Genomic DNA, 15,166 nt, shown 5'->3' with positions numbered 1-15,166 from the left:
TCTTCCACCTAGCCCTACATCCCGCTGAGCTGGCCCACAACCTCAGAGACGACACCTTCCTAAGAGAAAGTGTTGCAACGACCCTCTGAGCTCAAGGCGCCAGGCGCCTTATTTCTGCTTTTTGCCCCGGCGTTCGCGCACGCGCACGGCGATGCGGATGGGGGTACCGTGGAAACCAAAGCGCTCGCGGAACTTACGCTCAAGGTAGCGCCGATAGGAAGCGTCCAGGAAACCAGTGGTAAATAGAACGATTGTCGGCGGCTGGGTCGATGCCTGTGTGGCAAAGAGCACGCGTGGCAAGCGGTTATTTTTCATCGGCGGGGGGTTGGCCGCGATGGCCTCTCGCATCCAGTTATTGAGCTGACCGGTAGAGACACGCTGGTCCCAGCTTTCGAGGGCCTCAATCATGGCCGGCTCCAATTTTTGCAGGGCGCGTCCGGTCTCAGCCGAAATATTAACGCGTGTAACCCACGGCAAATGCCGCAGCTGCTCGTCAATCTCCCGATCGAGAAAATAGCGGCGGTCCTCGTTCATCAGGTCCCACTTATTAAACGCGATGACCAAGGCCTTGCCCGATTCCAGCACCATATTGAGCACGCGCTGGTCCTGCTCAGAGATCTCCGCAGAGGCATCGATAAGCATGATGCATACCTCGGCCGCATCGATTACGCCGCGGGTGCGCAAGGAAGCGTAGTACTCGTGGCCCTGCGCGTTTTTAACCTTCTTACGCAGCCCCGCGGTATCAATAAACTTCCACAACTGCTCATCCAGCTGCACCAGCGAATCCACGGGATCTACCGTGGTGCCGGCAACATTATCAACCACCGAGCGCTCCTCGCGGGTGAGTTTGTTGAGCAACGAGGACTTGCCCACGTTGGGCCTGCCGACGAGCGCGACGCGGCGAGGGCCCGCTGTAATCGAGGTTTCGCGCGGCTCGTCGGGAAAGCTGCGCAGGATTTCGTCCAGCACGTCAGCTCCACCGCGCCCGTGCTGTGCAGAAACCGGCCATGGGTCCCCGAGGCCCAAGGCGTAGAATTGCGCCATATCCGCATATTGGTTATCGGAATCGAATTTATTCGATACCACAATCACTGGAACCGGTGATTTTTGCAGACGGCGCGCCATCACCTCATCAGTCTCGGTAATGCCCACCTTGGTATCTACCACCATCACGATGACATCGGCGGTATCCATCGCCATTTCAGCCTGCCGTGCAATATCTGCGTGCATACCTTTAACGTTGGGATCCCAGCCGCCGGTATCCTGCACGATAAAACGCTGCCCATTCCAGTCCGCCACATAGGAGACCCGGTCACGGGTAACGCCGGGGTGATCTTCCACAACGGCTTCGCGGCGGCCGAGAAAACGATTAACCAAGGAGGACTTGCCCACATTTGGCCGACCCACAATAGCGACGGTGCATAAGGCTTCTTCGGTGGCATCGGCAGAGCCCAGCGATTGCGAGAGTTGCTCCCACTCATCCTCACTCAGAGGCTGTTCTCGGTCTTGCTCATCCTCAAAATCGGCTTTGCCGAACTCCGACTCATCAAAGTCGTAGTCGAATTCTTCGGCATCGAATTCGTCCGTAGCCCAACCCGGCGAAGTCTCTATCGTTTCCTCGTCAAACTTGCCGGCAGGGTAATGGAACTGCGTGACTTCATTCTCTGAGAACTCAAAATCGTTCTTGCTCATGAGCGAGACTCCTTAACCACGGTGATAAGAGCCTGCACGACGTCCGTAGGGCTCATATCGGAAGTATCGACAATAGTGGCATCCTCGGCTGGGCGAAGCGGCGAGGTAGCGCGGGAAGAATCCGCAGCATCGCGGCGCTGCACATCCGCCAGTACCGAGTCAAAATCGGATGCAATGCCAGCCTTTTCGTTTTGATCGTGCCGGCGCTGTGCGCGAACTTTCGCAGAGGCCGTCATAAAGGCCTTCGCCGGGGCATCTGCCAGTACCACGGTGCCGATATCGCGACCCTCTACGATGGCGCGGTGGGCGCGCTGTGCCAGACTACGCTGCAATGCCACCAAATTTTCCCGTACTTCTGGGATAGCCGACACGGCGGAGACGTTCTGGGTTACCTCGTCTTCCCTAATGACGCGGGAAACATCGGCGCCATCAAAAAGCACCTGCGTGGAATCTGGATCATCGGACACCTCCAAAGGCAGGTTCGCCGTCGCAGCAATCACCGCCTCCTTATCCGCAGGATCCACTCCCTGCCGCAATACCGCCAGAGTTGCCACACGGTACATGGCGCCGGTATCGATGTATTTCGCGTCCAGTTGCTTAGCTAGGGTCCGGCATGTCGTGGACTTCCCAGTTCCGGAGGGTCCATCGACCGCGAGAAGAAGGCCATCTTCAGGCATATTCGAAATCATTACATCCCCACCGCCTTGTACAAACTCGTCAACTCGCTGGCATTCAGCGCGCGCAGTCCACCAGGCTTCATATCGCCCAACTGGACCGTGTGCAACTTCGTGCGCACCAGACGCTGCACGGGATAGCCGGCTTCCTTCAGTAGGCGGCGCACAATGTGCTTGCGCCCTTCGTGCAGCTCAACTCGTACTAAAGAAAATCCTTGATTCTTGTCCACTACCTGCACATAATCGGCCTTCGCTAGGCCATCTTCTAATTCGATACCCTCTTTGAGCCGGCGCACCAATTTATTATCGGCCTCGCCCAAAACCGTGGCCAAGTAGGTTTTCTTCACCTCATACTTGGGGTGCATCAGACGGTTAGCTAATTCCCCATCGTTAGTTAAAATGAGCAAGCCTTCCGTATCCGCGTCCAAGCGGCCCACGTGAAATAGGCGCTGGCCCGAGGCAACCTTTTCAGAAACCACGTCGCCCACGCAGGGGCGGCCGAGATCATCTGACATCGTCGACTGCATTCCGCGGGGTTTATTAAGAATGAAATACGCTTGGTCCTCATTGACGTTCACGCGGACACCATCGACGCGAATGACATCCACGGCAGGATTGACCTTAACGCCCTGCTTGAGTATGACGTTGCCATTTACTTCAACACGCCCGGCATCAATGAGTACTTCTGCGTGACGGCGTGATGCGACGCCCGCTTTAGCCAAGACCTTCTGCAGGCGCTCACCCTTAGGCTTTTCATCATCGACCAGCCAGTTAGCACCTAAATCGCGTGCCACGGATTCAGCGGTAGCCTTCTGCTTTTTCTTGGATACGTGTTGAATGCGGGCCGGTTTGGCATTGGAGACGACGATTTTACTGTCTCGCTGCTGCTTATCCGGTATGCCGTCACGGCGAGCGGGAGGAGTCACTCAAGTGTCCTTTTCTCTAGAAGATATGAAATTACCTGCGTGAGTCTACCCCACCTTAGTACTCTTCGTCGATTGCATCGACGTCTGGGAGCAGCGGCGCCAAATCTGGAAGGCGTTCCAGTGAGTCTATGCCTAGGAGCTCGAGAAAAAGTTCGGTGGTTTCATACCTATGGGATGCCCCTTCGAACTCTTCCTGCGGCAACTCGCGGATGAGCCCACGCAGGTTAAGTGTTCGCATCACGCCGTCCACGTTGACCCCGCGAACCGCCGAGACCTGCTGGCGTGTTACCGGTTGGCGGTAGGCCACAACGGCGAGGGTTTCCAAGGCCGCGCGTGACAGCTTCGTTTGCGCCCCATCCAATAAAAACTCCTCCACCGCACTAGCGTTTTCTTGGCGCGTATATAACCGCCAGCCCGTTGGCATTTCGCGCAGTTCAATACCGGAGCCGCGGCTGTCAAATTCGCGTTGAATGGCCCGCAAGCAGTCACTAATAACCGCAGGTTCTACGCTGAGTGTCCGCGCAAAAGACTCTACAGATGCCGGCGAATCAAGCACCAGCAAGATCGACTCGAGCCGGGATCGCAATTGCGAGATGAGCGGTAGATCCATATCCCTTAGATTACAACCACCGCCAGTGATGCAAGCACTAGTCCCAATTTACTGCGGCAACGACCGCGGGATCTACGTCCAAACCAGTCCAGGAAAGGTCCAACTGTCCCAGCGCTTCCTCCTGCCGGGCATCGACTGCCTTGGCTTTAAATAGTTCCAAGAGAGCCAAGAACCTGCCGACGATATGCATGGTTGTGGTGCAATCCCGCGTAAGCAAAGAAAAACTTGTCCACTGCCCAGCGCCCATGAGTTTGAGCGTTTCGAGGATCTTTCCCGCCTGTTCGGGCACGGAGACGGCAACGCCATGAATATGGCCTGTTGCCACTTCTTCCGGCGGCTTGGGGCGAAAAACACCCGCCGCTATCTCCGCAAAGCTCGCTGGCGTATGACCCAAAGTAACGGGAGGTAAAAGCTCCGCAAACTGCTCCTCAATACTTACAGCGCGCGGGTAAGCGCGCTGCGCCTCACGCTGCCAGCGGGTAAATTGATCCGCGGCCTGCTTATAGGCCTTGTACTGCAAAAGACGGGCAAAGAGCAGGTCGCGCGATTCCAGCAGTTCCAAGTCCCCCTCATCATCGACCTCTCCCCGCGGCAATAGCCGCGCGGCTTTCAAATCCAGTAGGGTTGCCGCTACGACGAGGAAATCCGTCGTCTCATCCAAGTCCGCATTGTCGCCCAGCTGGCGCGTGTAACCCACAAATTCATCGGTTACCTCAGACAAGGCCACGTCTGTAATATCCATCTTTTTGGCCTGGATGAGCTGCAAAAGCAGATCGAACGGCCCCTCAAAATTCCGCAGGGCAATGCGAAACCCCGTAATTTCTGGCTGTGTCACGGTGACTTAGACGGTCGAGCGTTCGATGACTTCCTTCGCCAGATTGCGGTATTGCTGTGCGGCCTGCGAAGTTGGCGCCCACGAGGTGATCGGCTCGCCTGCCACGGACGTCTCTGGGAAGCGCACGGTACGGGTAATAACGGTATCGAATACCTGGTCCCCGAAATAATCAACCACGCGGGACATTACCTCGCGGGCATGCTTAGTACGCCGGTCAAACATGGTGACCAAAATACCCATGACTTTGAGGTCAAAGTTGATGCGGTCAGAGACCTTTTCCACCGTATCCGTCAACAGGGCCAGCCCGCGCAGCGAGAAGAACTCGCATTCCATGGGGATTATGACGCCCTGGGAACAAGCAAGGGCGTTTACTGTAAGCAAACCCAGTGAAGGCTGACAGTCAATGATGATGAAGTCATAATCCCGGTGCACCGGCCGCAGGGCGCGCGCCAAGGTATGCTCGCGGCCTACCTCATTGACCATCTGAATCTCTGCCGCGGAAAGGTCGATATTGGCCGGAACGAGGTCCATTCCGGAAACGCTGGTGCGATGAATGGCGGAGTGGATAGACGTATGGCTATCCAGCATCACGTCATAGATAGAGTCCTCAATGTCATCATGGTTTAATCCCAGGCCAGCGGAAAGGGCGCCCTGCGGGTCCAGGTCGACCAGTAAGACCTTGCGTCCATACTCTGCGAGGCAGGCCCCCATATTGATGGTAGACGTGGTCTTGCCCACGCCGCCCTTCTGGTTACACATCGAAATAATGGTGGCAGGCCCATGTTGTTCCAAGGCGGCGGGTTCCGGCAGCTCGCGGACAGGGCGGCCAGTTAGCCCCGTCTCTATATCAGAGGCTGAAAAGAGACCCTCTTCGCTCACAGTCAAACCTTCTTCCTTGATGCCAAATCATGAAGCATGACATATGGCATAGGGTTGCTTACAACGTTGTAACTATAGCGTACCCGCTACCTTGTGTGACTACCGAGACTTCGCCAATGTCCAGCCTCTAAGTTTGACTTATGGCCACGCGACACGCCTGGAAGCTACGCCCGAGGATGCGCTGTACGCCATACCTCCCGCAAGGAATCTTCGGTAACGTGCGTGTAAATCTGCGTGGTAGTAACTGAGGAATGCCCTAGAAGCTCTTGCACTGTGCGCACATCAGCACCACCTTCGAGAAGGTGTGTAGCAAAGGAATGACGCAGCGTGTGCGGGGAAATAGATTTATCTATCTGACTGCGTTGCGCGGCGTTCTTAATAATGGACCACGCGCTTTGCCGCGAGAGTGCGCCCCCGCGAGTGTTCAAAAATAGCGCGGCAGTCTTCCCTTTTCCCAGTACGGGGCGGGAGCGCACCAGATAGGCATCAATGGCTTGGCGAGCATGTGATCCCAGGGGTACGAGCCTTTCCTTATTGCCTTTACCGTGTAGGACTAAGACGTCAGCAGCTGTAGCTGCGTCATCGACAGTCAGCGAAATAACCTCAGAAATGCGCGCCCCAGTGCCGTAGAGCACTTCCAGTAGCGCCCTATCGCGAAGGTCAACCGGCGTTTCCGTCGCCGTCGATTCAATAAGCTGCGTGACCTCATCCACGCTCAAGGTCTCTGGCAGGTGCTGTCCCGTGGACGGCGGTTTCACCTCACCCGCAACATCGCTATCAACTTCACCCTCCGCAACCGCAAATTTATGCAGTCCGCGCGCCACGATGAGAGCACGATTGGCAGAAGATACCGCCATTGCCTGCCGAAGATACTTCAAATAGGCCTCCACCATCGGCCGCGTTACCTGCCGCAGGTCCTGCACCCCATTATCTGCCAGCCAGTCCATGTAACGGTGAATATCCCGCCGGTAATTGCTCAGGGTATGTGCTGAAACTCCGCGTTCGACAGCGAGGTGGTTCAACCAGTTCTGAGCTATTTCTTCCGCAGGAGTCACTGCTTTTTCAGGTCCGGTCCGCTACGGCGGGCAGCCATGTGGGTGGGGCGCAGATCAAACAGGGCATCCACCGAGCGAGTCGGCTTCCCGCCAATAATCGTGGCATATGCGGATAAAATACCCGCGCACGCAACGGAGTTAACGATCTCGCCGCCCAACACCTTGTCAACAGCCTCGTGTAAATCCACCCAGGCAAAGTCCATATCTGCTTCTTCATCGCCGGTGCCCTCCAGCGCCGAGGCTTCGCTCAGGTCGCGAGCGAGAAAGATGCGCACGGCTTCCTCACAGAACCCCGGTGAGGTCACCATATCCATAAGAACTTCCCACTTTTGCGCGGCGAGGCCCGCTTCCTCTTGCAGTTCGCATTGCGCGCCGGAAAGCTCATCCTCGCCTTTCACATCCAGCAAACCCGCGGGTAGTTCCCACAGCCGCTTGCCGACGCTATGCCGATACTGACGCACCATCGCGATGCGCCGATCTTCATCTAGGGCGACCACCGCGACTGCGCCCAGGTGCTCAATAATTTCCCTATCGGCTGTATTTCCTCCCGGCATGGACACGGTATCGCGGCGTACAGCAACGATTGGAGCATCAAAAATTAACTCTGAATTTAAAACCTGAAAATCATGGGCCACTATTTTATCTCCTTGTCAGGTAGGGCGGAATCCGCGCTTTCTGCTGCGCCGTAGTCTCCCCTGCCTCCATTAAGTTGTTCTTCGGCGGCAAAAATCACGGCGATGCGCGCAACCGCACGCTCGATGCCATCCACGGTAGAAAGATCTATGTCTTTGGTACGCAGCTGCTCTATTGCCTTATCATCGTGGGTCTGTTTGCTTCGCGCGCTAAGCACCACGCTGCCATTGACCCGGTCCAAAGCAGTCGCAAACTCTGCCAAGGTGTCCGAATAATATCCGCGCATTCCCCTGCCGGAGACAATGATGATGGACTGGGCGGGAAGAATGGTCCCGTCTTTATAATCAATAAATCCCTGATCACGCAGCGTACGCAGGAGCTCAGATCGCTCCTTTACGCTAGCAAGCGGCTCAGTGTTTTCCGGATCCATGGACAAGGCCGCCCCCAAAACCTCGCCGCCATAGCTTCCCACAGTTTTATCGAGCCCCTTGATGTCTGCCTTTTTCGGGGCCTTATCTTTGAGGATTGCTACGACATCATCTTTGCTTTCGCGCCGCAGAAAGTCGTGACTCAGCTTAATTTCTCCCGCGGCGGTGGCGCCAGAGGCTTCTAAAAGCTTCGTGATGCCAGAAAGATCCCTGCTATTCGCATCATCGGTGGAAATAACCAGCACCGGCCGCTGCGATAACGTTCCCGAAACCACATCGGGTGCCACATCACTGACGATGCCATCGCTCGCCTCGTTTTGATTGCGCAAAACCTTATTTTCTTGCACTAACTTGTGGTGTTGGGCAAGGAGCGGATCATCATCGACCACACCGGTGGTCAAGTTAGGCGCGATTACCAAGGCGCCAAGAGCCACACCGACCGCAGCGCCAAGCCCAAGACCCGTGATTAGTTGCGTCTTTTCCATGCTTTTACCCCGCTCAGAATAGGTTCGACCACGTCTGGCTCAAATTACTTAAGAAACTCTGGCTACCGCCAAAGCCCACGATCAAGATGATCGCTGCAAGCGCCACCACGATACTCAGTAGTGCCCAGAGCCAACCAAGACGTGAAGGAGGAACGGAATACAGGTTAATTACTGCCTGAGCATCAACCACCTTGGCTCCGGCTTTCAGCCGTGACAATACGGCGGACGGCGCCACCCGGTTGGCAAAAATATCATCGAGGTCAAAGCCGCCGCCTGCCTGCACAATGAGGCCCGCACCGTGGTAATCCGCAAAAAGCAGCGCTAAATCCGTGGCTGATTCCGAAGCCGCCGGAAACGTCATGGCTCCAATGCCCAGCTCTTGGATGCGGTCAAGACCCTTCACGCTACCTTCTGGATCCGCGGGAACCACAATGCGCGCGCCGCAGCGCAGGGCCTCATCGCTCACCTTGTCTAGATCCCCAATAATAAAGTCAGGCTTATAACCCTGCTCCAGCAAAAAATCCGCGGCTTCATCAACTGCAATGAGCAATGGCTCATATTCGCGGATGAAATTCCGCAATTCTTTCAACTGGGAACGGTAGTCTTCAGCAGGAGATAAGACGATGGCCTTCCGGCCAACTATCTCGGCGCCGGACGCGGGGACCCCGAGGCCATCGATAAGCAGTGGCCCCTCTGAGTTGATGAAGTCAATGGACCGCGCAAAATAAGATTCCATGTGGTCAATGAGCGCACCTTGTGCCGCCTTAAAATTCTTATCTGCACGTTCCCGTGATACCTTTTGCCCCTTTCCAATTACTTTATCGCCGATGTAGACCTTTCCATCGTCACCAATATGGGCCTTCTTGCCGTCCTTAAACTCCGAGATAAACTCCTCGCCGAGGCCCTCCAGGAGGTCAATATCGGCATCGAGAAGCATGTGCGGACCGCATTTAGGAATGGAACCGGCAGAAAATTTGGCGACGTTGACCACCGCGGAGGGCTGCAATTCCACGAGGGTAAGAGCCTCGGGTCGAGAAATATTCGCCGCATCAATAACGGCGATATCACCTGCAGAAAACTTCTTGCGACCCTTCGCACCCGGAGTACAATCGCGCAATGTGGCATACCCACCGGGCTGGTCAGAAGTACGGGAAAACAAAGCCATGGGCCCCATTCTTCCTTGCTTAGTCCGCCACTTGGGTAAGGCGCGCGGACGCTTCCTTTTGGGCGCGATCAAAAAGCTCTTGGGCGTGCGCGCGCCCAGTGTCCGTGTCATCCAAACCGGCCAGCATACGCGCCAATTCCTCCACACGCTCCTGCGCCGATAACTCGGCTACACCAGAGGTAAATTTATCCTTCGAGACATGCAAATGCGCATCCGCGTACGCGGCTACCTGCGGCAGGTGGGTCACGACGATAACCTGATTGTGCGCAGCAAGCCGCGCTAGCCGACGCCCAATTTCCACCGCCGCACGCCCGCCCACGCCGGCATCAACCTCATCGAAAACCAAGGTTGCACCGTCCTCGCTGGCGAGCACCACCTCGAGGGCAAGCATGACGCGAGATAGCTCTCCGCCGGAGGCCGCGGTAGCCAACTGTTTTCCGTTAAGCTGCAGTTCCGCAGAATCGGCGCCTGTCTTGGAATATTTCGCGGTAGAAAGCTTCACCGTTAGAGTGGAGTTGGGCATAGCCAGACCATGCAGCTCTTCAGTGACCAACTTTCCCAGCACCTGTGCGGCTTTCCGGCGGCCTTTTGTCAGCTCCGCCGCCTTCCGCATCATCTCTTCTTCGGCCTCTTTGACCTGTACCTTAAGCTCCTCAAGGACCTCCGCCGAGGTATCCATCGACTGTAGCTTAGACTCCGCCTCATCGCGCCACGCCAAGACTCCATCGATATCGCTGGCGTATTTCCGGGTCAACGCTCGAAGAGCCTGCTGGCGTTGCAGGGATTTTTCCAGCAGAGTCGGATCCGCCGGCAGCCCTGCGAGGTATCCACCGAGTTCAGCCGAGATATCACCTAGTTGCGAGGTAATTTCGAAGATGCGATCGCCCAAGTCCGACAGCCGATTATCTGGTGATCCCCCCAGCGCTGACCCCGCGCGCCCGAGCAGCGAGGACGCAGCCTCATCGAGTTCCTCCGTTCCATCGATAGCTGCCAATGCTGTATGCGCAGATTCGCGCAGACCGTCAACGTCTTGCAAACGCTGCACCAACTGCACCAGCTTAGCGTCTTCGCCTGGCTCAGGCGCCACGCCGTCGATTTCTTCTAAGGCATACTGCAAACGGTCGGCTTCCTGGGCTAGCTCCCTACGAGACTCGGTGCGCCGACGATAATCCCTGGCTAAACTGCGCCATTTTTGAAAGGCCTCCGCATAGTCCTCCCGGATGCCAGCAAGTCGCGGGTCCGCCCGGTCCACGGCCCCGAGCTGCTCCTCTGGGGACAAGAGGCGCAGTTGATCATTCTGACCATGCACGGTAATAATCTCCCGTGCAAAATCTCCCAACGTCGCGGCAGGAACAGCACGCCCTCCCAGGTAAGCCCGGGAACGCCCCGCTGCAGAGACAGTGCGGGAGACGATGAATTCACCATTTTCATCCGGCTCGCCTCCCACCGACTCTACCAACTGACTAATGCTCTCTTTAGTGGAACTAAAGTGGCCTTCGACAACTGCCTTTTTTGCGCCATCACGCACCCGAGAGGCATCGGCACGCCCTCCTGCCAACAACCTCAAACCCGTGACAACCATGGTTTTGCCGGCACCGGTCTCACCGGTTAGAACGGTCAAACCCTCTGACAATTCCGCAGAGCTATGGCGAATGACTCCTAAGTCATTGATAGAAATATCGACAAGCACTATTTCTCCTTCGGTCCACGCCAGCCTTCCACAGGCAACCGCAACTTAGAGACCAATCGATCAGTAAAGGGCTGATCATCCAACCGCACCCAGCGTACTGGACGCTCACCCCGTACAACCTCGACGCGGGCACCAGGTGGCATAATAAGTTCCCTGCACCCATCTAAGATAACGACGGCCGGTGTGGTTTGCATGGTTGATTCCACCGCGACCAAAGAATTCGGGGACACCACTAAAGGTTTGGTAAAGAGAGCATGCGCATTATTCGGAACAACCAAGATTGCATCCAGGGAAGGCCATAGCACCGGACCGCCGGCAGAAAATGCATACGCCGTAGAGCCCGTAGGTGTCGAAACCAGGACACCGTCACAACCAAACGCCGAGACTGGGCGACGGTCGATCTCCAAAATCGCATCCAGCACGCCGGACCTATTCTGGTTTTCTACCGAGGCCTCATTCAAAGCCCAACTGGTGGACAGTAGCTGGCCGTTGGCATCTGAAATAGCTACATCAACCGTCAGCCTATCCTCCACCCGGTAGCTTTTGTCAATCACGCGGGCGACTGCACGGTCTAATGACTCCACCTCCCATTCCGCGAGGAATCCAACATGGCCCAGATTCACTCCGAGGACCGGGATATCTACTGCGCGTGCCATATCAGCTGCGCGCAGAAAGGTGCCATCACCGCCGAGAACGAGGACCAGTTCACATCCCTTTGCCGCGGTATCCGAATGCGGGACGTGCTGTAACCCTGGCAGGACGGTCTTGTCCGCACAAACGCGCACCGTTATCCCTGCCGCCTGTAATAGCTCGGCTACACGGGAGGTAGCCTGCAGGTTCTCCGCCCGATTGGCGTGTGGAACCAACAATATCTCTCGCATTACCGCGGACCTTCTTCAACGGCGGTGTCAATCATCTGTTTCATTGTAACCACGTCCGTGGACATACCATCCTTTTTCAACCACAGGAAATACTCCACATTTCCACTCGGCCCCGGCAATGGTGAAGCCACTACGCCATGCAGACTAAGACCTAAAGACACGGCAAATTGGGCCACGTCCTGCGTGACTTCTTTCCGGATCTCCGGAGAACGAACCACCCCGCCGCTGCCGATGCGCTCCTTGCCTACTTCAAACTGCGGCTTGACCATCGGCAGCAGCCACGCTCCGTCTCTCATACACTCCACGACCGCTGGCAGCACCAATTTTAAGGAAATAAAAGATAAATCCCCGACCATGCCATCGCATAGGCCATCGGTCAATTCCGGATTAATAGTACGGATATTCGTCCTATCCAAGACCTTCACTCGGTCGTCATTTTGCAGCCGCCACAACAATTGCCCGTATCCAACATCAACGGAGAGTACCTCACGCGCGCCAGAAGCCAAGCACACATCCGTAAATCCTCCCGTCGATGCCCCGGCATCCAAAATGCGACCATCCATGTCGACGTCAAATGCGTCAAGTGCTCCCAGAAGTTTATGCGCGCCGCGAGAGGCCCATTTGTCCTCCTCGGACTCCTCGACCTTGATGGAGACTTCAGGATCCACGACAGTTGCAGGTTTGTGCGCCTTAAACCCACCCACGGTCACACGGCCGGACTTAATCATCTCACGGGCTTGCTCACGAGATCGCGCAATCTTTCGGCGCACAAGTTCTGCATCCAGCCTGCGGCGTTGTGGTGGCATTAGTTCTCCTGCAAAGCGTTCCGTAATACGGAATGCGCCCTGTCCAGTTGTTCGACTTCTTCTGCAAGTGTTGGCGCATCTTCGCCGAGGATTCCCCAGATCTCCGTATCTACTTCTTCGGGTTCCTTCACAGCGCGAAAATCATGCGGCTTTACCGCCATTTCGACACAACCTTTTCCGCAAACTCACTGCGAGGTTGAATATACCGAGGTGGTGCCGGCATCGACCACGCCACTTCTAAGACCGTCCGCAGCGCCTGCACAGAGGTAGAGGATTCATTTCCGCCCTGCAAAAGAACGTCGTACCCGTCGCACCGCGCGGTAAAGTCTCCCTGTGGTCCCGGTCGTACCTGGGAAATAGGCAGTGAAAGCTCATGCATGCCTGCACCAATGAAATTGGGCCGCGCCTCCACTGAGGCCTCGATAAGCTCCAGCTCTCCTGAGACGCCGGTCAAGACATGAAAAGTATTCATCGCTGCGGCATTACCACCGACAATATCGGTATCTAGCCTGTCGCCCACCGCCAAAGGCTTCTTGGAACCGATCTTTTTAGCTGCAAGGAAGAACATCGCGGGTTCAGGTTTGCCGGCAGAAACGGGTTCTACACCCGTCGCCTTCTCAACGGCCGCGACCAAGGAGCCATTGCCAACACCTAGCCCCCTCTCAATTGGAAGGGACGTATCTAGGTTCGACGCGAAATACTTCGCTCCTGCCCGGATCGCTAATGCCCCTTCCGTTAGCTGTTCCCAGCCAACGGACTTATCAAATCCTTGTAAAACGGCTGCCGGCTTATCATCCGCGCTCGAGACCACGGAAAAGCCCATGCCCTTAGCCAAGTCCCGAAAAGAATCGGCGCCAATAATTAGTACCTTCGCACCCGACGGGATTTCCTTGGCAGCCAACTGCAATACCGCTTGGGCGGACGTGACGATGTCACTAGAATCCGCAGTCAAACCGATATCTGTCAGCATAGTGGCAACGGCTTCTGGGCTGCGCGACGCATTATTTGTTACGTACACTGCGGGAACGCCGCACGTGTTGATAACATCTACAACGTTGCTCAGTGGGCGGCCACCCTCCCAGACGGTTCCATCCAGGTCCAACAACAAGGCATCATGTTTGCTTAAAACACTCATTACTTACTTTCCGCCAATCGGTCAACGGCATCGGTCCAATCACCTTCATCAATGGCGATGGTGTGCTCGAACCACTCCCGGGCCTCATCCTTGCGACCTGCGGCGAGCAGTGCGTTTGCGTAAGCATACGACAGCCTACAAGCACTTACTCCCCGACCACTGCGGTCAGGTTGCGCCCGCTGGATAGTAACCACCGCTGACTCAGGTTGGTTGAGGTCTAGACGCGCGCCAGCCAACACGATGGCTAATTCGATAGCGGATTCTGGGTCTAGCTCCTTAGCCTCTTGGCCGCGCCCCAGCTCCAATGCTTTTTCGGGCCGACCCAACCCGCGTTCACAATCAGCCATAACCGCGAGCATTCCTGGACCTCCGGAAATGCGGCGGGCCGCGCGCAGCTCAGCCAGCGCTTCTTTCCACTCGCCAGCGCGGTATGCAGCGATACCGTTAACCTCCCGGGCGATAGCAACGCGGCCTGCGCGATCCTTAGCCGCGCGTGCATGCCGCAGCGCCAGTTTAGGATCATCGTCCATCCAGGTCGCCGCCATAATCATGTGCTTGGCGACGGTCTCCGAATTCTCTTTAGAGAGAGATTTCAGGTCTTGGAGTACCAACGGGTCCAAGTCATTGATGTCAACCTCTTCCGGAATGTCTGGATCGGTCATACGACGGTTAATTCGTTCTTCCCTATATCCAGAGCGCTGTGGGGAGTAAGATTTCTTCTTCCCCCCGCCACGAGAATCCCGGCCTCCCGAACTGCGTGGATTACGACCCCGTCGGTCTTGTCCGTGGCCACTACGGCCGTGCTGTTTGCGCTCCGACATTCAGTCCTACTCTTTCTTGGTTGGAACTCGCCCAGGAATACCGCATCCATTCTACAGTGCTAAACGACATTCAAAGAATCTAGAATATCCTCCGCGATTGCCCGTCGCTTCATGAAACCGGTCACTGCTTTTGGGCGCACTGGTGTGGTGGTGCTGGGTTGGTGGTTTTTATTTTTTGTTGTTGTGTTTGTTTCTTTTGTGTGTGAGGAGCGTGTCAAGTTGTTTGTGTGTGGGGTTAGGTTTATCGGTATTTGTCGAAGCGGTCGGGGAAGGCTACGGCCATGTGGTTGATGGCTTGTTTCCAGCCGGATACTCGCGCTCCTGCCACGAGCCTGCTGGCTGTAGCTGAGGCTCGTTCGCCTTGTTTCGCCCGCTTGATAGCTCGTTTGTCTTCAATATTGCAGATCATCAACCATAACGTCTTGAGCGCTGATTCATCGTTGGTGAACTG

General features: G+C 56.1%; 16 protein-coding genes and 1 pseudogene. All 17 read right to left on the bottom strand.

Translation table 11 applies throughout. The features are described 5' to 3' along the window. Positions 1 to 108: 108 nt before the first annotated feature. Positions 109 to 1,692 (bottom strand): ribosome biogenesis GTPase Der, encoded by a 1,584-nt coding sequence (der, locus tag D9V82_RS06815; RefSeq protein ID WP_121911670.1) that lies wholly within the window; start codon positions 1,690 to 1,692, stop codon positions 109 to 111. After that, complete coding sequence (gene cmk / locus D9V82_RS06810) at positions 1,689 to 2,381, bottom strand: (d)CMP kinase (RefSeq protein ID WP_121911669.1); 693 nt, start codon at positions 2,379 to 2,381, stop codon at positions 1,689 to 1,691. Before cmk ends, der begins: the two co-directional genes overlap by 4 nt. Further along, complete coding sequence (locus tag D9V82_RS06805; protein WP_121911668.1) at positions 2,381 to 3,292, bottom strand: pseudouridine synthase; 912 nt, start codon at positions 3,290 to 3,292, stop codon at positions 2,381 to 2,383. The genes cmk and D9V82_RS06805 overlap by 1 nt, the downstream gene beginning before the upstream one ends. Before the next feature lie 55 nt (positions 3,293 to 3,347). Next, a complete protein-coding gene (gene scpB / locus D9V82_RS06800; RefSeq protein WP_121911667.1) occupies positions 3,348 to 3,902 on the bottom strand; it encodes an SMC-Scp complex subunit ScpB in 555 nt (184 codons plus the stop codon). 37 nt (positions 3,903 to 3,939) lie between these two features. Then, positions 3,940 to 4,737, bottom strand: a complete 798-nt coding sequence (locus D9V82_RS06795) for a segregation and condensation protein A (protein ID WP_121911666.1) — start codon at positions 4,735 to 4,737, stop codon at positions 3,940 to 3,942. 6 nt (positions 4,738 to 4,743) lie between these two features. Beyond that, a complete protein-coding gene (locus D9V82_RS06790; protein WP_121911665.1) occupies positions 4,744 to 5,616 on the bottom strand; it encodes a ParA family protein in 873 nt (290 codons plus the stop codon). 164 nt (positions 5,617 to 5,780) lie between these two features. Further along, positions 5,781 to 6,671, bottom strand: coding sequence for a site-specific tyrosine recombinase XerD (gene xerD, locus D9V82_RS06785; RefSeq protein WP_121911664.1), 891 nt, complete (start codon positions 6,669 to 6,671; stop codon positions 5,781 to 5,783). Continuing rightward, entirely contained in the window at positions 6,668 to 7,306 is a 639-nt protein-coding gene (locus tag D9V82_RS06780) for an NUDIX domain-containing protein (protein ID WP_121911663.1), read from the bottom strand. Before D9V82_RS06780 ends, xerD begins: the two co-directional genes overlap by 4 nt. Further along, positions 7,306 to 8,217 carry a copper transporter gene (locus tag D9V82_RS06775; RefSeq protein ID WP_121911662.1) on the bottom strand — a complete coding sequence of 304 codons (912 nt, stop codon included), beginning with the start codon at positions 8,215 to 8,217 and terminating at the stop codon, positions 7,306 to 7,308. The genes D9V82_RS06780 and D9V82_RS06775 overlap by 1 nt, the downstream gene beginning before the upstream one ends. Positions 8,218 to 8,230: 13 nt before the next feature. After that, positions 8,231 to 9,391: a putative cytokinetic ring protein SteA gene (steA, locus tag D9V82_RS06770; RefSeq protein WP_183122434.1), complete on the bottom strand. Its 1,161-nt coding sequence runs from the start codon at positions 9,389 to 9,391 to the stop codon at positions 8,231 to 8,233. 10 nt (positions 9,392 to 9,401) lie between these two features. Beyond that, positions 9,402 to 11,072: a DNA repair protein RecN gene (recN, locus tag D9V82_RS06765; RefSeq protein ID WP_121911660.1), complete on the bottom strand. Its 1,671-nt coding sequence runs from the start codon at positions 11,070 to 11,072 to the stop codon at positions 9,402 to 9,404. After that, a complete protein-coding gene (locus D9V82_RS06760) occupies positions 11,072 to 11,953 on the bottom strand; it encodes an NAD kinase (protein WP_121911659.1) in 882 nt (293 codons plus the stop codon). The genes recN and D9V82_RS06760 overlap by 1 nt, the downstream gene beginning before the upstream one ends. Beyond that, positions 11,953 to 12,759, bottom strand: a complete 807-nt coding sequence (locus D9V82_RS06755) for a TlyA family RNA methyltransferase (RefSeq protein ID WP_121911658.1) — start codon at positions 12,757 to 12,759, stop codon at positions 11,953 to 11,955. The genes D9V82_RS06760 and D9V82_RS06755 overlap by 1 nt, the downstream gene beginning before the upstream one ends. After that, positions 12,759 to 12,920, bottom strand: a complete 162-nt coding sequence (locus D9V82_RS12215) for a hypothetical protein (protein ID WP_167449747.1) — start codon at positions 12,918 to 12,920, stop codon at positions 12,759 to 12,761. The genes D9V82_RS06755 and D9V82_RS12215 overlap by 1 nt, the downstream gene beginning before the upstream one ends. Beyond that, complete coding sequence (locus D9V82_RS06750; protein ID WP_121911657.1) at positions 12,911 to 13,894, bottom strand: HAD-IIA family hydrolase; 984 nt, start codon at positions 13,892 to 13,894, stop codon at positions 12,911 to 12,913. The genes D9V82_RS12215 and D9V82_RS06750 overlap by 10 nt, the downstream gene beginning before the upstream one ends. Continuing rightward, a complete protein-coding gene (locus tag D9V82_RS06745) occupies positions 13,894 to 14,556 on the bottom strand; it encodes a tetratricopeptide repeat protein (protein WP_121911656.1) in 663 nt (220 codons plus the stop codon). The genes D9V82_RS06750 and D9V82_RS06745 overlap by 1 nt, the downstream gene beginning before the upstream one ends. Positions 14,557 to 14,956: 400 nt before the next feature. Beyond that, positions 14,957 to 15,166, bottom strand: a pseudogene (locus tag D9V82_RS06735) (IS256 family transposase); the annotation flags it as partial.

The organism is Corynebacterium macginleyi, from assembly GCF_003688935.1.
GTDB classification, from domain to species: domain Bacteria; phylum Actinomycetota; class Actinomycetes; order Mycobacteriales; family Mycobacteriaceae; genus Corynebacterium; species Corynebacterium macginleyi.
The sequence above is the reverse complement of the archived record's forward strand: the minus strand, read 5'-3'. Positions and strand labels throughout refer to the sequence as shown.